Raw genomic sequence first — 24,605 nt, 5'->3', positions numbered from 1 at the left:
CCGGCCTACTTTTTAAACTCACAGGGCTTAGCTTAGAAACTGTAACTCGCCCCTAGCTGATACGTTCTGTCGCGCCCAATCCAGCAGTTGGTCGCGTCGTAGCAGGTCAGCGTCTCTTTGTTGGTGATGTTCTGCGCGCTGGCCTTAAGCGTCAGCCCTGCCAGCGAAGGCAGGATTTCGCCCATCCGGTAAGATGCCGCCAGATCGTACTGGGTGGTACCGCCCAGCTTACCCGCATCGTTAGCGGGTGAGATTTCCATCGGGCCGGTATAGCGCGCCCCCACCCCCAGCATCAGCCCTTTCAGCGGCGTGTTCTCAAAGGTGTAATCCCCCCAGAGATTGAAGGCATTCTCCGGCACCTGCGTTGGACGTTTCCCTTTGTACTTATCATCTTCCGTATTGATCGCGTGGGTGTAGGCATAGTTAGCAATCAGCGTCAGGTTGTCCGTCGGGCGGCTGATGGCAGACAGCTCAGCCCCTTTGGATTCCACCTCCCCGGTCTGACGATAGTTCAGGAAGCCCGGATCGGAGGTAACGACATTTTTCTGACGGATGTTAAACACCGAGGCGGTAAAGGTGGTGGCGTAATCCGCCAGCAGATATTTTACCCCGCCTTCCACCTGCTTGCTGGTGGTCGGTTTGACGTCTTTCGCCACGAGCGTGCCCTGCGGCGATACCGGCGCAAAGCCTTCGGAATAGCTGATAAACGGCGAAATCCCGTTATCAAAGGCGTAAAGCGCGCCCAGACGTTTGGTGACGCGATCCTGCGATACCCAGGCCTTATCACCGTTTTGCAGATAATTGGTGGTGACGGAGCGATAATCATCGTAACGCAGGCTGGCCAGCAGATTTAAGCCGCCAAACTCCACCTGATCCTGCAAGTAATAGCCGTTCTGCTGATAGCTCAGGCGGTTTTTCTGGGCGGTATACAGCCCTAATGCGCTTTCGCTGATTTGCGAATAGTCAGGATTGCGCATATCCATGCCCGGCGTGGTCGACGCGTAACGGTAGTGGAAATGGGAGTTCAGCTTCTGATAGTCAAACCCGGCCAGCAGATGGTGTTGCCAGTCGCCCAGCGCCACGGTTTTAGTCACCTGGTTATCGATGTTGAAGCTCTGCAGATCTTCATCGGTGGTGTAGGCAAAGCGGTTGAGCTGATAGACCTCGCTTCCCGTACCCGTTGCATAGACGCTGCGCTGATGCGTATCGACGTCGAAATAACGCGCCTTCTGGTTAAAGCCCCAGCCGCTGTCAAACTCATGCTCAAAGCTGTAGCCCAGCATCCACTGACGCTGCTTAAACCCGCTCCACTCGTCACCGGCGTAATCGCGCTTGCCCGCGTATTTCGAGCGCAGGTAGGCGATCGGAAGCGGGTTAGACGGCGTCAGGCTCGGGGAGTTCTGCGCCAGCGCATCCAGGGTGAGGCGGGTTTTGCTGTCGGGTTGCCAGGTGACGGACGGGGCAACCAGGTAGTTTTCATACCGGGTGGTGTGCGGCTGATCGTCATTTTCCGTCGCTTTACCCAGCAGGCGATAGTTCCAGTCGCTGTTGGCAATCTGCCCGGTTGAGTCGAGATAGCCCTCTTTCAGGTTGCGGTTGCCGGTGTTAAAACCGATTTCGGTTCGCGCTTCCCGCTGCGGCTTTTTACTCTGGATATTCACCAGCCCGCCCGGCGAGCCGCCGCCGTAGAGAACCGATGAGGGGCCTTTCAGGATATCAACGCTGTCAATCAACAGCGGATCGATGCGCGCTTTGGTATTGCCGGTAACGTTATAGGGTAACTGCAGCCCGTTGTAGAACTCCTGGTCGACGGTAAAGCCACGAATTTTATATTCGCTCATGTAGGAGGTATTTCCCCGCACCTCGGTTGAGACCCCTGGCGCATAGCGCAAGATTTCATTCACGGAATTCGCATGGCGCTTGTCAATTTCCGGCGCAGAGACGGTCGTGATAACCTGCGGCGTTTTACTTTCAGCAACGGCCGATTTCGTGGCGCTGTTCGTCCAGGCCGGCAGCGCGCTGCCCTGCTCTGCGCCGGTGACGACGATAGTGGATTCTTCGGCGAATGCCGGAACGTGCAGTGCGAGCGAGACGGCGCCGGCCAGGGCGCATAGCGTAAAGCGTGAAGGAGTCATAATGTCGTCTTGTTGTTAGATGAGATACGGAACGACAATTATTATCATTTAGATTAACAAATCAATATGCAGGCAAAAAAACGGCCCTCCGCAGAGAGCCGTTTACGTTATCTTATGCTCGTCGCAGTAACCTGAATATGCCCAGCACCACAATGGCGCCCACGACAGCGACCAGAAAACTGTGCAGGTCAAAACCACTTATGTTGCCTCCGAAGCCAAACATCGTCGCCAGCCAGCCGCCCACAACCGCACCAACGACCCCGAGTACACAGGTCAAAATAAAGCCGCCGCCATCGTTTCCCGGCATGATCAATTTCGCGATAGCGCCAGCAATAAGACCAAAGATAATCCAGGCGATGATACCCATAGCGATGCCCTCTTGCAGGTTTAACGCATGTGCAGAAAACCTTCTGCACAGCTAATATAAGTATAGGTCATCGCCGGAAAATCATTTTCTTGTCACCGACTTATCTTTTCCTGAACAGGCAAAAAAAACTCACCGGTTTGTATTAAGTTTCATTGCAGATTGCCGATAACGCTAAGACAGTCTGTCATCTATCAAGGAGCCATCCGGCGTGAGTCATTACAGTGAGCAGTTCCTCAAGCAAAATCCGCTGGCTGTATTAGGGGTATTACGCGACCTGCAAAAAGGTGAAGTGCCGCTGCGCATCAGCTGGTCGAATAATCAGTTCATCAGTAAGATCCTTGACGCCTCACAGGAGCGGCTGGTGATTGATTTAGGCAGTCAGGAGTATGAAAACCGCGCGGCGCTGAAGGCGGAGAATATCGCCGTGATGGCCGAAACGCAGGGCGCCAAAGTGGAGTTTGTCCTGTCGCGACTGGAACTGAGCGAATACCAGGGGCTTCCGGCCTTTGTGACCCCGCTTCCCACTAATCTTTGGTTTGTCCAGCGTCGCGAATATTTCCGCATCAACGCCCCGCTTCACCCCGCTTACTTCTGCAAGGCCAAAATGCCGGACAAAAAAGAGATCCGCTTCCGTCTCTTCGATCTGTCGCTGGGCGGTATGGGCGCGCTGATGGATACGCCGAAGCCTGACGGACTGGTAGAGGGCATGCGGTTCACGCAAATCGAGCTGGATATGGGGGGCTGGGGGCGCTTTTATTTCGATGCACAGCTGATTGCCATCAGCGACCGCACCGTCGTGGACAGCAAAAATGAAACCATCACCACGCCGCGTCTGAGCTTCCGTTTCCTGAACGTCGGGCCCGGCGCAGAGCGCGAGCTGCAGCGCATTATCTACTCCCTGGAGCGCGAGGCGCGGGAACGCGCAAATAAAGTGCTGTAAGGAACATCGGGCAGCGTGACCGCCGCCCGTCTGCGGCATTACATGGCATCCATCGCTTTCTGTACTTTCCAGATATAACGAGGCGCCTGTGGTGCCGGGTGATTTTTCGCCACATGCTCAAAGAATTCGTCTTTGTCCATGCCGTTAATCTCTTCTATCGCCTCTTTGCGGTCAGAGGAGAAGGTTCTGAGCAACGCGCCGGCACCGTTAACATAAGAGACCACCAGCGCGTACTGCATCACCTCCGGATCCTTAATGCCCTTCAGCACGCCGTGCTCCATGATGCTCAGATAAGCCGTGCCCATTGAAATGTTGCGCTCCGGGTTCTTCAGCTCGCTGGTCGACGGCTGACCGCTCCAGCCCATATAGCGGTAAACTTCTTTCCCCGCCGTTGACGCTTTAAGCTGCATCAGCCCCACCGCGTTGGATTTGCTGACAAGCGTGGGGTTACCGCCGGACTCCACCGCAATGATCGCCGTGATAAGACGCGGACTGACGCCCCAGGCCTTCCCGGCTTGTTCACTGATCGGCATCCACTGCATGGCCCGTTTCACCGGCACTTCCGGGTTCCAGGGCGGGTTTTGATAATCATGTTTTGAACTACAGCCAGCAAGCAACACAATCAAAAAAGCAAACCATCTCAATTTCACGTCATCTATCCTTATAGCCGGTCATCGCGGTGCGCCGCTCTTGAAGCAGGCGGCGTATACGCGGCATGATATAGACAATTAGTTTCTCATTCAGCAAGGAATTGCCATGTCTCAGTTTCATCTCATCGCGCCGTCGGGCTACTGCATTAACCAGGACGCGGCGCTGCGTGGCGTTCAGCGTTTGCTGGAGTCGGGCCACCAGGTAGAAAATCAGACGATTATCCCCCGCCGCCAGCAGCGTTTTGCCGGTACCGAAGCGCAGCGGCTGAATGATATTAACAGCCTGGTTAACCTGAAGGGTGAAAACAGCATAGTGCTGGCGGTGCGCGGCGGATATGGCGCGAGCAGGCTGCTGGAGAGCATTGACTGGCAGGGTCTGGCGCAGCGTCAGCAGCAGGATCCGCTGCTGATCTGCGGCCACAGCGATTTCACCGTCATCCAGCTTGGGCTGCTGGCGCTGCATAACGTTATCACCTTCAGCGGCCCGATGCTGGCCGGTAATTTCGGCGCCCCGGAGCTGAATGCGTTCACCGTGGAACACTTCTGGCGCGCGCTGCGCAATCCCACCTACAGCGTGGAGTGGCGGGGCTTTGGACCGCACTGGGAATGTGAAGGCCAGCTCTGGGGCGGCAACCTGGCGATGCTGGTTTCGCTTATCGGCACGCCGTGGATGCCGCACATCGAGGACGGCATTCTGGTGCTGGAAGATATCAACGAACATCCATTCCGCGTCGAGCGCATGCTGTTGCAGCTCTATCATGCCGGTATTCTTGAGCGCCAGTCCGCGATCGTGCTGGGCAGCTTCAGCGGCGCTGCCCCGAATGACTATGACGCGGGTTACTCCCTGGAAACCATGATTGAGTTCATTCGCTCGCGACTGGATATTCCGGTGATCGCCGGTCTCGATTTCGGCCATGAGCAGCAAACCGTGACCCTGGCGCTGGGGGCGCACGCCTCCCTGCTCCATAATGATTCCGGCTCCCGGCTCACCATCAGCGGCCATCCTGTCATAAAGGCATAAAAAAGCCGTTATACCCCCTTAATAAAACGCTGTTGCCGTCGTTAATATGTTAGGGTTTTAGTAACAGCGTTAACATTGAGGTGGGAGTAAGAGAACATTGGATGCCGCAGCGATAATCAGCCTTTTCATTCTGGGTTCGGTCCTTGTAACCAGCAGTATTTTATTAAGTTCATTTTCATCGCGTCTCGGCATACCTATTCTTGTTATTTTCCTCGCCATCGGCATGCTGGCCGGCATTGATGGCATTGGCGGTATCCCATTCGATAACTATCCTTTCGCCTACATGGTGAGTAACCTGGCGCTGGCGGTGATCCTGCTGGACGGCGGCATGCGCACCCAGGCAAGTTCCTTCCGCGTGGCCTTAGGGCCTGCGCTGTCTCTCGCGACGGTTGGCGTGTTGATTACCTCCGGTCTGACCGGGATGATGGCCGCGTGGCTTTTCCATCTCAATATCATGGAAGGGTTGCTGATTGGCGCGATTGTTGGCTCAACCGATGCGGCAGCGGTGTTCTCCCTGCTTGGTGGAAAAGGGCTCAACGAACGCGTGGGCTCAACGCTTGAGATTGAATCCGGCAGCAACGATCCGATGGCGGTGTTTCTCACCATTACGCTTATCGAGATGATTCAGCAGCACGAAAGCGGGCTGAGCTGGACGTTTGCGTGGCATATCCTGCAGCAGTTTGGCCTGGGGATTGTTATCGGCCTGGCGGGCGGCTATCTGCTTCAGCAGACAATCAACCGCATATCGCTGCCGTTGGGGCTTTACCCGTTGCTGGCGCTGAGCGGCGGCATCCTCATTTTTGCCGTTACCACGGCGCTGGACGGCAGCGGCATTCTCGCCGTCTACCTCTGCGGGTTCCTGATGGGCAATCGCCCTATTCGCAACCGCCATGCCATTTTGCAGAACTTCGATGGTCTGGCCTGGCTGGCGCAGATCGGCATGTTCCTGGTGCTGGGGCTTCTGGTCACCCCCTCAGACCTGCTGCCCATCGCGGTTCCGGCGCTGCTGCTGTCCGCGTGGATGATCTTCTTCGCCCGTCCGCTGTCGGTATTTGCAGGCCTGCTGCCGTTTCGCGGCTTCAACCTGCGCGAGCGGATATTCATCAGCTGGGTGGGCCTGCGCGGCGCGGTGCCGATTATCCTTGCGGTGTTCCCGATGATGGCCGGTCTGGATAACGCCCGGCTGTTCTTTAACGTGGCGTTCTTCGTGGTACTGATTTCGCTGCTGTTCCAGGGAACGTCGCTCGGGTGGGCGGCAAAAAAAGCCAAAGTCGTGGTCCCTCCCGTGGGCTGGCCGGTCTCCCGCGTGGGGCTCGACATTCATCCGGAGAACCCGTGGGAACAGTTTGTTTATCAGCTAAGCGCCGACAAATGGTGCGTGGGAGCCTCGCTGCGCGATTTGCACATGCCGGCCGAAACGCGCATTGCCGCCCTGTTCCGCGACAATGTTCTGCTGCACCCTACCGGCAGCACCCGCCTGCGCGAAGGGGACATTCTGTGCGTGATTGGCCGCGAGCGCGACCTGCCCGCGCTGGGCAAACTGTTCAGCCAGTCGCCTCCGGTGGCGCTGGACCAGCGTTTCTTCGGTGATTTCATTCTGGAAGCCAGCGCCAGGTTTGCCGATGTCGCGCTGATATACGGACTGGATGAAGGTGCTGAAGACGGAGATAGCCAGCAAACGCTGGGTGAAATTATCCAGCAGCGGCTTGGCGCTGCCCCGGTCGTGGGCGATCAGGTCGAGTTTGCCGGGATGATCTGGACGGTAGCAGAGAAAGAAGATAACGCTGTGAGGAAAGTCGGTTTGAGGCCGATGGAAGAGGAAGCGGAGTAGCGGTTTTTTGCCGGGTGGCGCTAACGCTTACCCGGCCTACACTCGAGGGTTTTGTAGGTCGGGTAAGGCGAAGCCGCCACCCGACACAAACATTTGTTACACCGTCACAACCGGCACCCTTGGTGCCAGAGCACACATCAGTTCATACCCCACCGTGCCCGCCGCGGCAGCAACGTCATCAATTTTGATTTCGTTCCCCCACAGCTCGACCGGCGAACCGATACCCGCCTGCGGGCAGGGCGTCAGGTCAACGGCCAGCATATCCATTGATACGGTGCCTACCGTCCCCGTGCGGACACCATCGACCCACACAGGCGTGCCGGTCGGCGCAATCCGCGGGTAGCCGTCGGCATAGCCGCCCGCCACGATACCAATCCGCTGCTCGCCCTTTGCCCGGTAGCGGCTGCCGTAGCCCACCGTGTCGCCGGCCTTCAGGGTTTGCACACCAATGATTTCACTGCGCAGGGTCATGACCGGCTTCAGGCCGCTGTTGGCGATATCCTGCCACTGGCCCGAGGGCGACGCGCCGTACAGAACGATCCCCGGACGCACCCAGTTGTAGTGCGCCTCGGGATGCCAGAGCGTGGCCGCCGAGTTGGACAGCGAGCGCGGACAGTCCAGCCCTTCTGCCGCCTGCTCAATGCGGACCATGGCATCGGCAATGCCGTCCGGTTTTTCCGCGTCGGCAAAATGCGCCATCAGCGTCATTTCACCTACGTTCTTCAGCGCACGCAGCTGCTGCCAGACCGTATGCACCCGCTCAGGCTGGAAGCCCAGGCGGTTCATGCCGCTGTTCACCTTGAGATAGATATCCAGCGGCGCGTGGAGCTTCGCATCCTGAATCGCTTTGATCTGCCAGTTGCTGTGAACGCTGGTGGTCAGCCGGTACTTATCCAGCAGCGGCAGATCGTCGGCGTGGAAGAAGCCCTCGAGCAGCAGTATGGGCCCTTTCCAGCCGCGCTCGCGCAGCAGAATAGCCTCTTCCAGATTAAGTAACGCAAAGCCATCGGTGGCGCTCAGCGCGCTCCAGATACGGTCAATGCCGTGGCCGTAGGCATTCGCTTTCACCACCGACCACACGCGTGCGCCAGGTGCCGCCCGGCGAACAATCTGCAGGTTATCCTTCAGGGCCTGCAGGTTCAGCTGAGCCAGAACAGGACGGGACATGACAACTCCTTAGTTATGCGCGCCGTGCAGGTGCTGTGGACGCGACGGCGTAAACCCCGATTGATAGCGCGCGGCGCTTAAATCGTCAAAAGGAATGGCTGGCGTGCGTCCGGAAATCAGGTCGCTCAGCAGCTGGCCGGAGCCACAGGCCATCGTCCAGCCAAGCGTGCCGTGTCCGGTATTGGTCCACAGGTTTTTGAACGGCGTGCGCCCCACAATCGGCGTACCGTCCGGCGTCATTGGACGCAGGCCGGTCCAGAACGTCGCCTGCTCGACAAAGCCACCGCGCGGGAAGAGATCCCCAACCACCATCTCCAGCGTTTCACGACGCGGTTTCAGCAGCTCGGTATTGAAGCCGACGATCTCCGCCATGCCGCCTACGCGGATGCGGTTATCGAAGCGGGTAATGGCGATTTTGTAGGTTTCATCCAGAATGGTAGAAACCGGTGCGCCGCTCTCCTCTTTTACCGGAATGGTCAGCGAGTAGCCTTTTAGCGGGTAGACCGGAATATCGAGAATGCCCTTCAGCATGGCGGTGGAGTACGAGCCAAACGCCATGACGTAAGCATCCGCTTTGATCACCTCTTCGCCACACTTCACGCCGTAAATTTTTTCCCCTTCCGACAGCAGCTTGTCGACAGCGGTGTTAAAGCGGAACTTCACCCCCGCCTGCTCGCACATCTGCGCCAGACGCTGCGTAAAGAGCTGGCAGTCGCCGGTTTCGTCGTTTGGCAGGCGCAGGCCGCCCGTCAGCTTATGCGCCACTTCCGCCAGCGCCGGTTCAACCTGACCAAGCTGGCTGGCTTCCAGCAGCTGGTACGGTACGCCGGCATCTTCCAGCACGGCGATATCGCGGGTGGCATTTTCGTACTGCTGCGCCGTGCGGAACAGCTGCAGCGTTCCGCCCTGACGGCCTTCGTACTCAATCCCCGTCGACGCGCGCAGCGCTTTCAGGCAGTCGCGGCTGTATTCCGCCAGGCGCACCATGCGCCCTTTATTCTCCATGTAGTGGCGGGTGTCGCAGTTGCGCAGCATCTGCCACATCCACTTCAGCTGGAACTGCGTGCCGTCAAGGCTGATGGCCAGCGGCGCGTGGCGCTGGAACATCCATTTAATCGCTTTCAGCGGAACGCCCGGCGCTGCCCACGGTGCCGCATAGCCGGGAGAGATTTGCCCGGCGTTCGCCGCGCTGGTTTCCAGCGCAGGGCCTGACTCACGATCGATAACGGTGACGTCATGTCCCGCCTGACTTAAATACCAGGCGCTGGTTACCCCAACGACACCACTTCCCAGTATGACAACACGCATAGCCACTCCATTATGTGCAAAAGAACAATCTTCTAATTACAGATTGATAACCTAGTTGAAAATATTATTCAACATACGACTTTTTTATGGTGACTTACCTCACACATCCCCCAGCATCAGGGGATAGTGCTAATTTGGGATCTCCTGCTGCGCGTTATTTTTAACCAGCATAATATGCTGATGGACGCCCTTTTTTTGCCGTATCAAAAACGCGAAATCGCAAAGAAAAAATTTCTGCCTCAGCACGCTTTTTAACACGTTGATCTATGCTTGAAAGGAGGCTCTCCAGACAGAGAGAGCACCCACAACGAGGGCGCGCTAATGGCTACTATTGATTCCCTGAACAAGGACAACACACGTCTGAGCGATGGACCCGACTGGACCTTCGAGCTGCTGGATGTTTACCTCGCCGAGATCGACCGGGTCGCAAAACTGTATCGCCTGGATACCTACCCCCATCAGATTGAAGTCATTACGTCCGAACAGATGATGGACGCCTACTCCAGCGTCGGGATGCCGATCAACTATCCGCACTGGTCGTTTGGTAAGAAATTTATTGAAACGGAGCGGCTTTATAAGCACGGCCAGCAGGGTCTGGCGTATGAAATCGTCATCAACTCCAATCCGTGTATCGCCTATTTAATGGAAGAGAACACCATTACCATGCAGGCGCTGGTGATGGCGCATGCCTGCTACGGGCATAACTCTTTTTTCAAGAATAACTATCTGTTCCGGAGCTGGACGGATGCCAGCTCCATCGTCGATTACCTGATCTTCGCCCGTAAATACATTACCGACTGCGAAGAGCGCTACGGCGTGGACGAAGTGGAAAAACTGCTGGACTCCTGCCACGCGCTGATGAACTACGGCGTAGACCGCTATAAACGTCCGCAGAAAATCTCCCTGCAGGAGGAGAAAGCGCGGCAGAAAAGCCGCGAAGAGTATCTGCAAAGCCAGGTGAACATGCTGTGGCGTACCCTGCCGAAGCGTGAGGAGGAAAAAACGATCGCCGAAGCGCGTCGCTATCCGTCCGAGCCGCAGGAAAACCTGCTCTATTTTATGGAGAAGAACGCCCCGCTGCTGGAACCGTGGCAGCGTGAGATCCTGCGCATCGTGCGCAAGGTGAGCCAGTATTTCTATCCGCAAAAGCAGACGCAGGTGATGAACGAAGGCTGGGCGACATTCTGGCACTACACCATCCTCAATCACCTGTATGACGAGGGGAAAGTGACCGAGCGGTTCATGATGGAGTTTCTCCACAGCCATACCAACGTGGTGTTCCAGCCGCCCTACAACAGCCCGTGGTACAGCGGCATTAACCCGTATGCGCTTGGCTTTGCCATGTTCCAGGACATCAAGCGTATCTGCCAGTCGCCGACGGAAGAAGACAAGTACTGGTTCCCGGATATCGCCGGCTCTGACTGGCTGGAAACGCTGCACTTTGCGATGCGCGACTTCAAGGATGAGAGCTTCATCAGCCAGTTTATGTCGCCGAAGATCATGCGTGACTTCCGCTTCTTCACCGTGCTGGACGATGACCGCAACAACTATCTGGAGATCTCCGCAATCCACAACGAGGAGGGATACCGTGAGATCCGCTCTCGACTCTCTTCCCAGTACAACCTGAGCAATCTTGAACCCAACATTCAGGTGTGGAACGTGGATTTACGCGGTGACCGCTCCCTGACGCTGCGCTATATCCCACACAATCGCGCGCCGCTGGATAAAGGGCGTAAAGAGGTGCTGAAGCACGTGCATCGCCTGTGGGGCTTTGATGTGCAGCTGGAGCAGCAGAATGAAGACGGGAGCGTCGAGCTGCTGGAACGCTGCCCGGCGCGGTTGAATACGCTGTAGTTTTTTGCCGGGTGGCGGCTACGGGTTTTGTAGGCCCGGTAAGCGAAGCGCCACCGGGCGAAAAAAAACCTCTCACACGAGAGGTTTTTTATTTCAGCGGCTCTGAATCGCCAAATCACCCGGCAGCGTTTTTTGCATACGGTGCCAGATTTCACCGGAATCGTGACCGTAGCGGCGCACCGTCTCATACACCTGATCGTGCAGACCTTCGGAGCACAGCTTGCTCAGCTTATGGTAGAAGCCCAGCGCCAGGCTACGGGCTTCGGGATTGGCAAAGTAGTGGCGACCAATGCGGGTGTAGAGCCCTTTCATGCCGTTGAGGATCAGACCGTACACCGGGTTGCCGGAGGCAAACGCCAGCCCACGGAAGATGTTGTAATCGAGGGTGGCGAACGCGTCGGCATGATCTTCCACCTCGTTGGCACTTGCCAGCACCGCAAGCGCATCTTCCGGATGCTGGCGGAAAGCCGTACGAATAAAGATCGTCGCGATGTTGGTGCGAACGGAGAGCAGATTATCAATGAGCTGTGGCACGCTTTCATGATCGAGACGCGCCAGCGTTTCAAGAATGTTCAGCCCGGAGGTTTCCCAGAAGTTGTTCACTTTTGTTGGCTTGCCGTGCTGGATCGTCAACCAGCCATCGCGCGCCAGTCGCTGAAGCACTTCACGCAGCGTGGTGCGAGTGACGCCAATCAGTTCAGAGAGTTCGCGTTCAGCCGGAAGAATGGACCCCGCAGGGAAACGATTATTCCAGATGCTTTCAATGATGTACTCTTCCGCGAAACCCGCCGGGCTCTGCGCCTTAATGACCATAGTGAGATTTCCATTACACAGCTTTAGCAAATTGGACTCATCATACCAGAGGCATGCAGTGGCAGGTAGCGCGGCAAAGAGAGAAAAGAGGGATCGCCGTTTCATTTTTGTGAAATTTACACTGCAGCGTTATCCGCCTCCGGCCCGCGATTTTTGCGTATACTGATGTTTTGTCTTACTTGACGGGGAAGGACGTCTGTCGTGGAAATTTCATTTGGGCGCGCGCTGTGGCGCAATTTTTTAGGCCAGTCTCCTGACTGGTACAAACTGATACTGCTGGTGTTCCTGGTCGTAAACCCTCTCCTCTTTAGCGTGAACCCGTTTATGGCCGGGTGGCTGCTGGTGGCGGAATTTATCTTCACCCTGGCAATGGCGCTGAAATGTTATCCCCTTATGCCGGGCGGACTGCTGGCGTTTGAGGCGGTGGTGATTGGCATGACCTCTGCCGAGCATGTCAAAGCAGAGCTGGCTTCAAACCTTGAAGTGCTTCTGCTGCTGATGTTTATGGTGGCGGGCATCTACTTTATGAAACAGCTGCTGCTGTTTATCTTTACGCGCCTGCTGCTCAGCATTCCGTCGAAAACGGTTCTCTCGCTGGCGTTTTGCCTTGCGGCGGCCTTCCTGTCAGCCTTCCTGGATGCGCTGACGGTCGTCGCGGTGGTGATAAGCGTCGCGGTGGGGTTTTACGGTATTTATCACCGCGTGGCCTCCTCTCGTCCGGGTGAGGATCTGCAGGATGACAGCCACGTCGATGCGCATAACCGTGAGGTACTGGAACAGTTTCGCGCCTTCCTGCGCAGCCTGATGATGCATGCCGGCGTCGGTACCGCTCTGGGAGGCGTGATGACGATGGTGGGCGAGCCGCAAAACCTGATCATTGCCAAAGCGGCGGGCTGGCACTTCGGTGATTTCTTCCTGAGAATGGCCCCGGTGAGCGTGCCGGTGCTGATCTGCGGTCTGGCGACCTGTCTGCTGGTGGAGAAGTTTCGCCTCTTTGGGTATGGAGCACAACTTCCGGAGCCGGTGCGTCAGGAGCTGCATAAATTCGATCTGCAGAGCCGACGCCAGCGGACGCGCCAGGAGACGCTGCGTCTGATTGCCCAGGGGATCATCGGCGTCTGGCTGATCGCCGCGCTGGCGTTCCATCTGGCCGAAGTCGGGCTGATTGGCCTGTCGGTCATTATTCTCGCCACCACCTTTACCGGCGTGACGGATGAGCATGCCATCGGTAAGGCGTTTACCGAAGCCCTGCCGTTTACCGCCCTGCTGGCGGTGTTCTTTGCCGTCGTGGCGGTGATTATCGACCAGCATCTGTTCGCGCCGATTATTGCCTTTGTCTTAAAGGCATCGCCGGATGCTCAACTGTCGCTGTTTTATCTGTTTAATGGCCTGCTCTCGTCGATCTCAGATAACGTCTTTGTCGGGACGGTCTACATCAACGAGGCCAAAGCGGCCATGGAGCAAGGCGTGATCAGCCCCGGACAGTTTGAGCTGCTGGCCGTGGCGATCAATACCGGCACCAACCTGCCGTCGGTGGCGACACCCAATGGCCAGGCAGCCTTCCTGTTCCTGCTGACCTCCGCCCTTGCGCCACTCATACGTCTTTCTTATGGCCGGATGGTGTGGATGGCGCTGCCCTACACGCTGGTGCTCACGATCGTGGGATTGCTTTGCGTCAAAATTACCCTCATTCCCTGTACGCAATGGTTGATACAAGCGGGTATACTTGCGGCGCAGTAAACACTGCAACTCGGGCAGTTCGCTGCCCGTTTGCCTTTTCGCACGATAAACATCCAATTACGTTTTATTTCGCCAGGTACAGGTGGCGAGAAAAACGAATTCGTTTACACTGCGATTTCTAAGCATGTTCCAGGGAAATGATTATGTTGAGATTTTTAAACCAGTGCTCCCGCGGTCGCGGAGCGTGGTTGTTAATGGCCCTGACCGCCTTTGCGCTGGAAATGGTGGCGCTATGGTTCCAGCACGTAATGGGACTCAAACCTTGCGTGCTCTGTATTTACGAACGCTGCGCCCTGTTCGGCATTATGGGTGCGGGCCTGGTGGGCGCAATTGCGCCGAAATCGCCGCTTCGCTATGCCGGTATTGCCATCTGGATCTACAGCGCCTGGAAAGGGATTGAACTCTCCTGGCAGCACACCATGATGCAGCTGCATCCGTCACCGTTTATGACCTGCGATTTTGCCGCCCGCTTCCCGAGCTGGCTGCCGCTGGATAAATGGCTGCCGCAGGTGTTTGTTGCATCCGGTGACTGCTCCGTTCGCCAGTGGGAATTCCTGACCCTTGAGATGCCGCAGTGGCTGGTGGGCATTTTTGCCGCCTACTTCGTCGTGGCGCTGCTGGTACTGATTGCCCAGCCGTTCAAACCGAAGAAACGCGATTTGTTCGGAAGGTAAAAGCAAAACGGCAACCTCGGTTGCCGTTTTTAGTGTTTGCGCCCTCTCCCGTGGGAGAGGGTTGGGGTGAGGGCATCAGGCCGCACAAACATAATAAAAAACCCGCCTCGGCGGTTTTTTTAATCTCAACGGGTCGGGTGATTCATGATGTGATCTTCCCAATCACGCACCTCGGACTCTTTCACCGCAATATGGCGCACGGAGATACGCTCGCCGTGCATCGCCGCTTTTGAACCGGTCAGCAGCGGATGCCAGGCCGGCAGATCTTTCCCTTCCGCCAGCAGGCGATACGCGCAGGTATGCGGCAGCCATTCGAAGGTGGGCAGATTATCCCGGGTTAACTTGATGCAGTCCGGCTCAAACTCAAAGCGGCGCTCATAGTTGCGGCACTGGCAGGTCTTAATGTTGAGCTGCTTGCAGGCAACGTTGGTGAAGTAGATTTCGTCCGTGTCTTCATCCATTAGCTTGTGCAGGCAGCACTGACCGCAGCCGTCGCATAAGGATTCCCATTCCGCGTCGGTCATGTCGTCGAGAGTTTTGCTTTGCCAGAAAGGGATGTCGTTCATCAGGATGTCCACACGTCAAAAGAAAGCGCACCTTATAACGAGTCTGGCACGTCGTTGCAAGTTTTGCCGCCCTTTTCAGGCGGCAAGAGGAAGTTACAGCACGCGGGTTTTCAGCGACAGGCCGTTAAAACCAACCTCCAGTTCATCACCGCTCACGAGCGGACCAACGCCTTCCGGCGTGCCGGTCAGGATCACATCACCCGGCTTAAGGGTAAAGAAGCGGCTCATGTAGGCGATCAGCGGCACAATCTTATGGATCATGTCTGCCGTGGTGCCCTGCTGGCGGATCTCGCCGTTAACCTTCAGGCTGAGCGGGGTATCCTGCGGATCGCCGGTAAATTCGCTCACCGGCACAAACGCCGAAATCGGGCAGGAATTATCAAACCCTTTGGCTTTTTCCCACGGCTGTCCGGCTTTCTTCATTTTACCCTGCACGTCGCGTAGTGTCAGATCCAGCGCCACGCCGTATCCGGCAATCGCTTTCTGAACATGCTCTTCGGAAGCCTGACGCAGCGTCGCGCCGATCAGCACGGCGAGCTCAACCTCGTGATGCACCGAGCCGAGCCCCTGCGGCAGGGCCAGCGGCTGGCGGATATCGCAAAGCGCCGTTTCAGGCTTAATAAACAGAACCGGCTCTTCTGGCGTCGCACTGCCCATCTCCTGAATATGTTTTGCATAGTTGCTGCCCACGCAAACCACTTTGCTGACGGGATAATCCAGTAATGCACCTTGCCAGTTATGATGTTGATACATGGTCGCCCCCTAAACGGTTGATGTGTTGTGCTCAAAAACAGTTGAGACTATTTTTTTCCGTTCGCCTCAAGATGCTGTTTTAATAAATTCTCCGGTGGCGGCGGAAGCTGTAAATAATAGCCCTGCTCGGCTAATGCCGTTTTCACTTTCTCCAGATCGGCATTCACCAGTTTCTTGCGACCATCAAGCGGCAGCAGCATCGCCATCTGCGGTCGGCCAAAGCTCTTCATTAATTCTTCAGGCACGCGTGAAAAATCGTCTTTCTTTTCGACATAAAGATAGGTCTGGTCACGGGTTGTACTTCTGTAGATCACACAAAACATGTTTTTACTCTGAATTAATGGGTGGTTGCTTGCCTCAATATACTCCTGACTATAACATGCCTGATACTCTTCGGAATATCGCAGCGAGTGGTTGCGGTTAATAGCAAATTGAGTAAGGCCAGGATGTCAAACACGCCCATCGAGCTTAAAGGCAGTAGCTTCACCTTATCAGTGGTACATTTGCATGATGCAAAACCCGAGGTTATTCGTAAGGCGTTAGAAGACAAAATCGCCCAGGCTCCCGCCTTTCTGAAGCACGCCCCTGTTGTGATCAACGTCAGCGGTCTTGAGGCGCCGGTTAACTGGAAACTTCTCCAGCAGGCCGTCTCTTCCACCGGACTGCGTATTGTCGGCATCAGCGGCTGCAAAGATACTGAACTGAAAGCGGAAATCGATCGTGCGGGGCTGCCGCTTCTGAATGAAGGCAAAGAAAAAGCCCCCCGTGCGGCACCCGTTGCCGTCGAAACGCCCCCTCCTGCGGCGCAAAACGTTACAACCATCACAAAAACGCGAATGATTGATGTGCCGGTTCGTTCCGGTCAGCGCATTTATGCACCAAACTGTGATCTGATTGTTACAAGCCACGTCAGCGCTGGCGCTGAGCTGATTGCAGATGGCAATATTCACGTATACGGTATGATGCGTGGACGTGCGCTCGCAGGTGCAAGTGGCGATCGAGATGCGCAAATATTTTGTACTCACCTGACGGCGGAACTGGTGTCCATCGCAGGTGAATATTGGCTGAGCGACAAGATCCCAGCCGAATTTTATGGCAAAGCGGCTCGCCTGCTTCTGGCAGACGACGCGTTGACCGTTCAACCGTTGAATTGATCCCTTTTTAACAAGGAATTTCTATGGCACGCATTATTGTTGTTACTTCGGGTAAAGGAGGCGTTGGCAAGACCACCTCCAGCGCGGCCATCGCTACTGGTTTGGCCCAGAAGGGAAAGAAAACCGTCGTTATCGACTTCGATATCGGCCTGCGTAACCTCGACCTCATCATGGGATGTGAGCGTCGCGTCGTGTATGACTTCGTGAACGTCATTCAGGGCGATGCCACGCTGAACCAGGCGATGATTAAAGACAAGCGCACCGAGAACCTCTACATTCTCCCGGCCTCTCAGACGCGTGACAAAGACGCCCTGACCCGTGAAGGGGTAGAAAAGGTGCTCGACGAGCTGAAAAAAATGGAGTTCGACTTCATCGTCTGTGACTCCCCTGCCGGCATCGAAACCGGTGCTCTGATGGCGCTCTACTTCGCTGATGAAGCGATCATCACCACCAACCCTGAAGTTTCATCCGTGCGTGACTCAGACCGTATTCTCGGGATCCTCGCCTCTAAATCCCGTCGTGCGGAAAATGGCGAAGACCCGATTAAAGAACACCTGCTGCTCACCCGCTACAACCCGGGCCGCGTGAACAAAGGTGACATGCTGAGCATGGAAGACGTACTGGAGATCCTGCGCATTAAGCTGGTGGGCGTTATCCCGGAAGATCAGTCCGTGTTACGCGCCTCTAACCAGGGCGAGCCAGTGATCCTGGATACAATGGCAGATGCAGGTAAAGCTTACGCCGATACCGTTGACCGTCTGCTGGGAGAAGAACGTCCTTTCCGCTTCATTGAAGAAGAGAAGAAAGGTTTCCTCAAACGCCTGTTCGGAGGATAAGTTATGGCATTACTGGACTTTTTTCTCTCGCGGAAAAAGAACACCGCCAACATCGCAAAAGAACGTCTGCAAATTATCGTTGCGGAGCGTCGTCGTAGCGACGCCGAGCCTCACTACCTGCCGCAGCTGCGTAAGGACATCCTGGAAGTGATCTGTAAGTACGTGCAGATTGACCCGGAGATGGTGACGGTGCAGCTGGAACAAAAAGACGGGGATATTTCGATTCTGGAGCTGAACGTGACGCTCCCGGAAGCGGAAGAGTCGCGTCCGTAGGTTAGTGATGTCGTAGCCCCGGTAAGCGCAGCGCCACCGGGGGAATATGCCGGGTTATCCCCCGGCATATTTGTTATCGCGGATAACCTTCCAGCAACGTATTCAGACGATCGGCCATCAATTCCCCGCGCCATCCCGCCATCATTTCCGGTACGCCATTTTGCGGCTTCAGCTTCCAGTGCCAGTTCAGCAGCTGATTAATCTGACGGCGTGAGGCGAGCAGTTCCGCGCTCAGCTTGCTTTCCGTTGCCACCGTCTGCACCAGCGCTTTGATATCTTTAAACGCTTTGCGATAGCCCGGCATATCCATCAGGTTCAGCAGCGGTTCCGGCAGCGCGTCGTCGGATAATTCCTGCGCTTTTGCGACCAGCGCCAGCAGGGTTTTGCCGTGGAAACGGATCTCACTGCCAGAAAGTCCAATGCTGTCCAGCTCGCCGAGGCTGCCCGGCATATAGCGCGCCACCGCCCAGAGATGCTCTTCCCGGACGACAAAGTTAACGGCCAGATCGCGCTCGCGCGCTTTACGCAAGCGCCAGTCTGCCAGCAGCTGCAGGCATGCCAGCTGACGCGTGCGCAGCTGCCAGGCGTTGCTGATGTCGCGCCAGGCCTCTTTAGGATCCACCACTTCCTGACGACGCTGCTGGGTCATACGGCACTCGTCCAGCGCGGCAGGGAGCCATCCGGAGGCTTCGGCCTCTTTCATCAGTTGTCCGGCGATCGGCAGCAGGTAAAACACGTCAGCCGCCGCATACTCCAGCTGGCGTGCGGTAAGCGGACGCGCCAGCCAGTCGGTACGGGATTCGCTTTTATCCAGGGTCAGGCCCGTATACTCCTCCACCATGGCGGCAAAGCCCCATGAGAGTGGGCGACCGCTGAACGCCGCGAGGATCTGCGTATCAATCAGCGGCTGGGGCATGATGCCAAAGGTATTCAGAAAGACTTCCAGATCTTCACTGCCTGCGTGCAGGTATTTCGTGACAGCGGTATCGAGCAGCAGATCGCGCATCGGCGTCCAGTCGGTAATGCCGAGAGGGTCGATCAGCGACACGTGTTTACCGTCGTACATCTGAATCAACCCCAGTTGCGGATAGTACGTCCGGGTACGGACAAACTCGGTATCCAGGACAATGGCAGGAAAGTCGCGCGTCACTTCGCACAGCGAAGCCAGCTCGTCGTTGGTCGTGATCATCTGGTAATTCAAATCGGATTCTCTTTTGTTTGCGCCCATAAAAAACGCCGGCTTAACCGGCGTCTGGGCGATTAACGTGAAGCTCAGGCCTTATTGTCTACTTTGCCACGGGCTTCGTCACGTAATTCTCGTCGTAATATTTTCCCGACGTTGGATTTCGGCAGCTCGTCGCGGAATTCCACCAGCTTCGGCACTTTATAGCCCGTCAGCTGACGACGACAAAACGTTATCAGCGCTTCCTCGGTGAGAGAAGGATCTTTCTTGACCACAAATATCTTCACCGCTTCACCGCTGCTGCCGGAAGGCACGCCGACCGCTGCCACTTCGAGTACGCCGCTGTGCTGCATGACCACGTCTTCGATCTCATTCGGATAGACGTTGAAGCCGGAGACCAGGATCATATCTTTCTTGCGATCGACAATGCGCAGGAAGCCCTCGTCATCCATCACCGCGATGTCACCGGTATGTAGCCAGCCGTCTTTGATGATTTCGTCAGTCGCGTCGGGACGCTGCCAGTAGCCCAGCATGACCTGTGGACCTTTGACGCACAGCTCACCCGGCTCACCCGGCGCGACTTCGTTATCGTTATCATCGACCAGTTTCGCTTCAGTGGAAGGAACGGGCAGTCCAATGCTTCCGCTGTGGTAATCGATGTCATGCGGGTTAACGCTGACCAGCGGCGCGCACTCCGTCAGGCCATAGCCCTCCAGCAGATACTGACCGGTGAGCTTCACCCAGCGCTCGGCCACCGCCTGCTGAACCGGCATACCGCCGCCCGCAGAGAGGTGCAGCGTGGAGAAGTCCAGCTGCTGGAACTCTTTGTTATTGAGCAGCGCGTTAAACAGGGTGTTTACCCCTGTCATGGCGGTGAACGGGTATTTCGCCAGCTCTTTCACCAGGCCCGGGATATCGCGCGGGTTGGTGATGAGGATGTTCTGACCACCCAGTTCAATAAACAGCAGGCAGTTCATGGTCAACGCAAAGATGTGATACAGCGGAAGCGCGGTGATCACCACCTCTTTGCCCGGATGCAGCAGCGGCCCATAGGTGGCGTTCACCTGTTCAAGATTTGCCAGCATATTGCGGTGGGTAAGCATGGCCCCTTTGGCGACGCCGGTGGTCCCACCTGTGTATTGCAGAAACGCAAGATCTTCCGCGACCACTTCGGGTTTCACATACTGCATACGATAGCCCGCATGCAGCGCGCGGCGGAAGGAGATAGCGTCCGGCAGATGGTATTTTGGCACCAGACGTTTGACGTATTTGACGACAAAGTTAACCAGCGTGCCTTTGGCGGTGGAGAGCTGGTCCCCCATGCGCGTCAGGATGACGTGTTTCACCTGGGTCTTGTCGACCACTTTTTCCAGCGTATGGGCAAAGTTGGACACAATGACAATCGCAACCGCGCCGCTGTCGTTCAGCTGATGCTCCAGCTCGCGCGGGGTATACAGCGGGTTGACGTTGACGACGATCATCCCGGCACGCAGGATACCGAACAGCGCCACCGGGTATTGCAGCAGGTTCGGCATCATTAGCGCGACGCGATCCCCTTTTTGCAGCCCCAGCCCTTCCTGCAGATACGCCGCAAACGCCCGGCTGCGCTCCTCCAGCTTACGGAACGTCATCACCTCGCCCATATTCACAAATGCGGGCTGGTCCGCGTAGCGCCTTACCGAGTGTTCAAATAATTCCACCAGGGATTGATAACGGTCAGGATTGATCTCAGCAGGAACATCTGCGGGATAACGGTTAAGCCAAACCTTCTTCAATGCATCACCTCTGAAATGAGTGTTCGTCGTCATCACAACCCCGATAATAAACAGTTTGTTAACATTATATTAACTCAGCGTACCAGTTTATTAATTGTTCAGATTTAAGGTTGCGAAGCGCGTCACTCTTTTTTTTCGTTTTATCCGTAAAAAAACAGAGACAGCGGCTGAGCCGCTGTCTCTTTTCTAGCGATAACAGTAAGTTACTCAGTAACGATCGTCTGTACCTGTGCAGGTCCCGGGTTATACCAGCCCCAGCCCGGGTAGCCGTAGCGATAAGGATGCGGACCCCACATCCACGGATCGATCGGCTGAGGCGGCATGATCACCTGCTGGGCCAGCCGCCAGCGCTTGTATCCGTTGACCTGCATGGTCATAAATTTATACGGCGTGTTGCCGATTTTGCCCTGCACGGCGCCGGTAATCGGCCCGACGACGGTCACCAGCTGTCCGCGAAAATCGACCGGGTCCAGGAACCCACTGACGTCCGCATAGATACGTCCCCGGGAGGCCTCGCCCAGTACAGGCCGCGCGCCGCTGTCCAGCGGAACGGTGGCGATCTCCAGGCGGGTTTTCCCCTGCTGATTTTGTACATCGATGACCTTACCGCCAAAGCGCGCTTCCTGGCCCACGTATAGCTCAGGCGCATTCATCACCCGAACCAGATCCTGCTGTGGCGTCGGGCTGCTGCCCTTAATCGCATCAGGAACGGAAACGCATCCGCTCAGTGCTATGGCAACTGCGCCTGCCATAATAAGGCGTACTACTGTAGTATGAACCGCCATGATGCGACTCCTTTTTCTCAGTTCCTGTTACTGAGATTCACTCGCGGCCCGGAAGTTTCTTCCACGCGACGGTGTTTCGCAAATAAACCGGTTCCGCCTGTTCAACAGCCACGGTTTTGCCTGCTGCGAGCAGCTGGCTGGCAATCGGAAGCATATCTTCCGCAGCCGGCAGAAGCATGTTGCCGTCCACCAGCGTCAACCCGGTGTCGTTCGCCATCTCAGGCCATGCTGGCCAGCCCGTGCCGACGGTCGCCCACTCGCCGGACAGCTGCTTCAGTCGTTCTGTCACCGCTTCTGGCTTAAGCACGGCCTCCGTCTCTTCACCGTGCCACACGCCCTGCTCGTCACGGGTGTATTCGGCCCAGTAGACTTCGCCCATGCGGGCATCAATCGCTGCCAGAACGCGCGTTGCCCCGGTCATGCGCCATGCGCCCTGCGCCATGGTGGCGAGGGTAGAAACGCCGATCATCGGCAGTTCGGCGCCCAGCGCCAGCCCCTGCGCAATGCCAATCCCGATACGTACGCCCGTAAAGCTGCCGGGGCCGCGGCCAAAGGCCAGCGCGTCGAGGTCGGTTAAGGAGGTGTTGCCCTGGGTTAAAATGGCTTTTACCAGGGGCAGAATGCGTTGGGTGTGTTCCCGGGGGCACTCTTCGAAATGGGCAGAAACAGCACCGTCGTTCAACAGGGCAACAGAGCAAGCCTCTGTCGCAGTATCAATAGCCAGAATTCGCATCGGTCGTCGCGCTCTCGCAAGGGTCAGTCACAAAATGGCGCGCATCTTAGCACACTCCGGGGTAAATTACTCCGCCGTTGGGTTTGCCAGAAAACGCACCGCGCGTTTTATGTCCCGCGTCCGCGGCGCGGGCGGCAGGCTTGCAAGGAAAGTCGCCCCGTAAGGACGCATCACCAGCCGGTTATCGCAGATGACCAGCACGCCGCGGTCGGTGACGTCACGGATTAAGCGCCCTACCCCTTGCTTAAGCGTGATGACCGCATCCGGCAGCTGTACCTCGTCAAACGGATCGCCACCGCGCAGGCGGCAGTCTTCCATCCGCGCCTTCAGCAGCGGATCGTCCGGAGAGGTAAACGGCAGCTTATCAATGATCACCAGCGAAAGCGTGTCGCCGCGCACGTCCACCCCTTCCCAGAAGCTGCTGGTTGCCACCAGCAGGGCATTACCGGCGCTGACAAACTGCTGTAACAGCTGGCCTTTGCTGGTTTCGCCCTGCAGCAGCACCGGTAGCGTCATCGTGGCGCGGAACTGCTCGGCGAGATCGCGCATCATGGCGTGGGATGTGCAGAGCATAAAGCAGCGGCCGTTGTTGGCCTCGATCATCGGTTTTAACATTGCAGCCAGATGGCGCGCCGCACCCGGCTGGTTCGGCAGCGGCAGATTACGGGGCACGCAGAGCAGCGCTTGTTTTTCGTAGTCGAACGGACTGGGCAGGAGCAGCGATTCCGCCTGCTCAATGCCGAGGCGCTCGGTGAAGTGGTGCAGATCGTCATTCACCGACAGGGTTGCCGACGTAAAGATCCAACTGCCCGGCTTCTGCGCCATCACCTCTTTAAATTTATCCGCCACCGTCAGCGGCGTCAGCGCCAGGGTAAAGTGGCGCGAGGTGCACTCGTACCAGTAGCTGTAACCCGGCTGGTTAATCTCTTTCAGCCGTTTGAGCCGCCCGCGATAGAGCGTGGCGCGCTCGAAGGCCGCATCCAGCATCGCGGAGCGGCCGAGCGACAGTTTCGCCACGTCGTAGCAGAGCTCAAGCGCATCATCGAGCAGCAGCAGCGCGCGCTGGATGTTTTTGTCCGCCAGCAGCTCGCGCAGGTTACCACGATAGCCCGGCTCGCCGAGCTGTAAACGGAAATCCTGTGCGCTCTGCGCCAGACGGTCGGCGCACTTCTGCAGCTGCTGGGTATCTTTGAGTTCGGTCCGGTAAGCAATGGTGAAATCTTTCGCCAGATCCTGCAGCTGACGGCTGGAGAGCGACTGGCCAAAGTACTGGCTGGCGATATCCGGCAGCTGGTGGGCTTCGTCGAAAATCATCACGTCCGCTTCCGGGATCAGCTCACCAAAGCCGCTGTCCTTAACCACCATATCCGCGAGGAACAGATGGTGGTTCACCACCACCACATCCGCATCCATTGCCGTTTTGCGCGCTTTCACCACAAAGCAGTCTTTATACAGCGGGCAGTCGCTGCCGAGGCAGTTGTCGTTGGTGCTGGTCACCAGCGGCCAGGCGGGAGAGTCTTCCGGCACGCTCGCGCAGGTGCTGATATCGCCCTCTTCGGTCTGGTTCGCCCAGGCGCGAAGGATAATGACGTCGCTCAGGGTTTGCACCGGCAGGTCGCCGCCCGCCAGCGCCTGCTGTTCAAGGCGTTCCAGGCAGAGATAGTTGGAGCGCCCCTTCAGCAGGGCCAGACGGCCTTTATATTTCAGCGCTTTTGCCACGGTGGGCAAATCACGGCTGTAGAGCTGATCCTGGAGCGCCTTCGAACCGGTGGAGATAATCACCTTTTTTTTCGCCCGCAGCGCCGGCGCAAGGTAAGCATAGGTTTTACCCGTGCCGGTACCGGCTTCGACCACCAGCGGCTGAGCCTTATCGATGGCGCGTGCAACGGCGTGCGCCATCTGTCGCTGAGGCTCACGGGGTTTGAAGCCGGGGATAGCCTGCGCTAATTGACCTTCAGGGGAAAAATCGTCTGCCACGGTGCTCTCTCACTGTATTTTTGCACAGGGATTATGTCAGCCCATCCACTCATGTGCCACCCCAAATAGT

Annotated in this window: 22 protein-coding genes and 1 pseudogene; 9 read left to right on the top strand and 14 right to left on the bottom strand. The window is 56.7% G+C overall.

Features of this window, described 5'->3' with window-relative positions; all coding sequences use genetic code 11:
• Positions 1-32: 32 nt before the first annotated feature.
• Together CWR52_RS21680 and CWR52_RS21675 are read right to left on the bottom strand one after the other, a co-directional pair.
• Positions 33-2,135, bottom strand: a complete 2,103-nt coding sequence (locus CWR52_RS21680) for a TonB-dependent siderophore receptor (protein ID WP_104950722.1) — start codon at positions 2,133-2,135, stop codon at positions 33-35.
• A 112-nt stretch (positions 2,136-2,247) separates the two neighbouring features.
• Positions 2,248-2,502, bottom strand: coding sequence for a GlsB/YeaQ/YmgE family stress response membrane protein (locus CWR52_RS21675; RefSeq protein WP_008502662.1), 255 nt, complete (start codon positions 2,500-2,502; stop codon positions 2,248-2,250).
• A gap of 208 nt (positions 2,503-2,710) precedes the next feature.
• On the opposite strand from CWR52_RS21675, the gene ycgR reads away from it, so the two are divergent.
• Positions 2,711-3,442 (top strand): flagellar brake protein YcgR, encoded by a 732-nt coding sequence (ycgR, locus tag CWR52_RS21670; RefSeq protein WP_104950721.1) that lies wholly within the window; start codon positions 2,711-2,713, stop codon positions 3,440-3,442.
• Positions 3,443-3,480: 38 nt separating this feature from the next.
• On the opposite strand, the gene emtA is transcribed toward ycgR, so the two are convergent.
• A complete protein-coding gene (gene emtA / locus CWR52_RS21665; protein WP_024909815.1) occupies positions 3,481-4,092 on the bottom strand; it encodes a membrane-bound lytic murein transglycosylase EmtA in 612 nt (203 codons plus the stop codon).
• Between the two features lie 106 nt (positions 4,093-4,198).
• On the opposite strand from emtA, the gene ldcA reads away from it, so the two are divergent.
• On the top strand, positions 4,199-5,113 hold the full coding sequence (gene ldcA, locus CWR52_RS21660; RefSeq protein ID WP_104950720.1) for a muramoyltetrapeptide carboxypeptidase: 915 nt from the start codon (positions 4,199-4,201) through the stop codon (positions 5,111-5,113).
• A gap of 97 nt (positions 5,114-5,210) precedes the next feature.
• Positions 5,211-6,878: pseudogene (locus tag CWR52_RS21655) on the top strand (potassium/proton antiporter); the annotation flags it as partial.
• A gap of 162 nt (positions 6,879-7,040) precedes the next feature.
• Here CWR52_RS21655 and dadX read toward each other — a convergent pair.
• Positions 7,041-8,111: a catabolic alanine racemase DadX gene (gene dadX / locus CWR52_RS21650; protein ID WP_008500515.1), complete on the bottom strand. Its 1,071-nt coding sequence runs from the start codon at positions 8,109-8,111 to the stop codon at positions 7,041-7,043.
• 9 nt (positions 8,112-8,120) lie between these two features.
• Positions 8,121-9,419: a D-amino acid dehydrogenase gene (locus CWR52_RS21645; protein WP_045908248.1), complete on the bottom strand. Its 1,299-nt coding sequence runs from the start codon at positions 9,417-9,419 to the stop codon at positions 8,121-8,123.
• Positions 9,420-9,740: 321 nt separating this feature from the next.
• Between CWR52_RS21645 and CWR52_RS21640 the strand changes: the two genes are divergently transcribed.
• The gene (locus CWR52_RS21640) at positions 9,741-11,273 is read left to right on the top strand and encodes a SpoVR family protein (RefSeq protein ID WP_023293929.1); all 1,533 of its coding nucleotides are present in this window, start codon (positions 9,741-9,743) and stop codon (positions 11,271-11,273) included.
• Between the two features lie 93 nt (positions 11,274-11,366).
• On the opposite strand, the gene fadR is transcribed toward CWR52_RS21640, so the two are convergent.
• Positions 11,367-12,086 carry a fatty acid metabolism transcriptional regulator FadR gene (gene fadR, locus CWR52_RS21635; protein ID WP_104950719.1) on the bottom strand — a complete coding sequence of 240 codons (720 nt, stop codon included), beginning with the start codon at positions 12,084-12,086 and terminating at the stop codon, positions 11,367-11,369.
• Positions 12,087-12,287: 201 nt separating this feature from the next.
• Here fadR and nhaB point away from each other — a divergent pair, with 201 nt between their 5' ends.
• Positions 12,288-13,826, top strand: coding sequence for a Na(+)/H(+) antiporter NhaB (gene nhaB / locus CWR52_RS21630; RefSeq protein ID WP_104950718.1), 1,539 nt, complete (start codon positions 12,288-12,290; stop codon positions 13,824-13,826).
• Between the two features lie 143 nt (positions 13,827-13,969).
• Entirely contained in the window at positions 13,970-14,500 is a 531-nt protein-coding gene (gene dsbB / locus CWR52_RS21625) for a disulfide bond formation protein DsbB (protein WP_024909807.1), read from the top strand.
• Between the two features lie 125 nt (positions 14,501-14,625).
• On the opposite strand, the gene CWR52_RS21620 is transcribed toward dsbB, so the two are convergent.
• From CWR52_RS21620 to CWR52_RS21610, 3 genes are all read right to left on the bottom strand, one after another.
• Complete coding sequence (locus CWR52_RS21620) at positions 14,626-15,066, bottom strand: YcgN family cysteine cluster protein (protein ID WP_045908282.1); 441 nt, start codon at positions 15,064-15,066, stop codon at positions 14,626-14,628.
• A 93-nt stretch (positions 15,067-15,159) separates the two neighbouring features.
• Positions 15,160-15,819, bottom strand: a complete 660-nt coding sequence (locus tag CWR52_RS21615; protein ID WP_024909871.1) for a fumarylacetoacetate hydrolase family protein — start codon at positions 15,817-15,819, stop codon at positions 15,160-15,162.
• A gap of 47 nt (positions 15,820-15,866) precedes the next feature.
• Positions 15,867-16,142, bottom strand: coding sequence for a YcgL domain-containing protein (locus CWR52_RS21610; protein WP_008500507.1), 276 nt, complete (start codon positions 16,140-16,142; stop codon positions 15,867-15,869).
• A 123-nt stretch (positions 16,143-16,265) separates the two neighbouring features.
• Between CWR52_RS21610 and minC the strand changes: the two genes are divergently transcribed.
• Genes minC through minE form a run of 3 tightly spaced genes read left to right on the top strand, consistent with a single transcriptional unit; the run spans position 16,266 to position 18,082 of the window.
• The gene (gene minC / locus CWR52_RS21605; protein WP_104950717.1) at positions 16,266-16,973 is read left to right on the top strand and encodes a septum site-determining protein MinC; all 708 of its coding nucleotides are present in this window, start codon (positions 16,266-16,268) and stop codon (positions 16,971-16,973) included.
• Between the two features lie 23 nt (positions 16,974-16,996).
• Positions 16,997-17,809 (top strand): septum site-determining protein MinD, encoded by an 813-nt coding sequence (gene minD, locus CWR52_RS21600; RefSeq protein ID WP_104950716.1) that lies wholly within the window; start codon positions 16,997-16,999, stop codon positions 17,807-17,809.
• 3 nt (positions 17,810-17,812) lie between these two features.
• Positions 17,813-18,082, top strand: a complete 270-nt coding sequence (minE, locus tag CWR52_RS21595; RefSeq protein ID WP_008500504.1) for a cell division topological specificity factor MinE — start codon at positions 17,813-17,815, stop codon at positions 18,080-18,082.
• Positions 18,083-18,155: 73 nt separating this feature from the next.
• Here minE and rnd read toward each other — a convergent pair whose 3' ends face one another.
• The 5 genes from rnd to CWR52_RS21570 form a co-directional block, all read right to left on the bottom strand.
• Positions 18,156-19,283 (bottom strand): ribonuclease D, encoded by a 1,128-nt coding sequence (gene rnd / locus CWR52_RS21590; RefSeq protein ID WP_104950959.1) that lies wholly within the window; start codon positions 19,281-19,283, stop codon positions 18,156-18,158.
• Between the two features lie 71 nt (positions 19,284-19,354).
• Complete coding sequence (gene fadD, locus CWR52_RS21585) at positions 19,355-21,040, bottom strand: long-chain-fatty-acid--CoA ligase FadD (protein ID WP_129546967.1); 1,686 nt, start codon at positions 21,038-21,040, stop codon at positions 19,355-19,357.
• 203 nt (positions 21,041-21,243) lie between these two features.
• Positions 21,244-21,825, bottom strand: coding sequence for a Slp family lipoprotein (locus tag CWR52_RS21580; protein ID WP_104950714.1), 582 nt, complete (start codon positions 21,823-21,825; stop codon positions 21,244-21,246).
• Between the two features lie 37 nt (positions 21,826-21,862).
• Complete coding sequence (gene tsaB, locus CWR52_RS21575; protein ID WP_024909864.1) at positions 21,863-22,558, bottom strand: tRNA (adenosine(37)-N6)-threonylcarbamoyltransferase complex dimerization subunit type 1 TsaB; 696 nt, start codon at positions 22,556-22,558, stop codon at positions 21,863-21,865.
• Between the two features lie 66 nt (positions 22,559-22,624).
• Positions 22,625-24,535: an ATP-dependent DNA helicase gene (locus CWR52_RS21570; RefSeq protein ID WP_104950713.1), complete on the bottom strand. Its 1,911-nt coding sequence runs from the start codon at positions 24,533-24,535 to the stop codon at positions 22,625-22,627.
• Between the last annotated feature and the right edge of the window lie 70 nt (positions 24,536-24,605).

It is taken from the genome of Enterobacter sp. SGAir0187 (genome assembly GCF_002952735.2).
In the GTDB taxonomy this organism is placed as follows: domain Bacteria; phylum Pseudomonadota; class Gammaproteobacteria; order Enterobacterales; family Enterobacteriaceae; genus Enterobacter; species Enterobacter quasiroggenkampii.
Note: the sequence above shows the minus strand (reverse complement) of the source record. Positions and strands in the feature narration are given on the sequence as shown.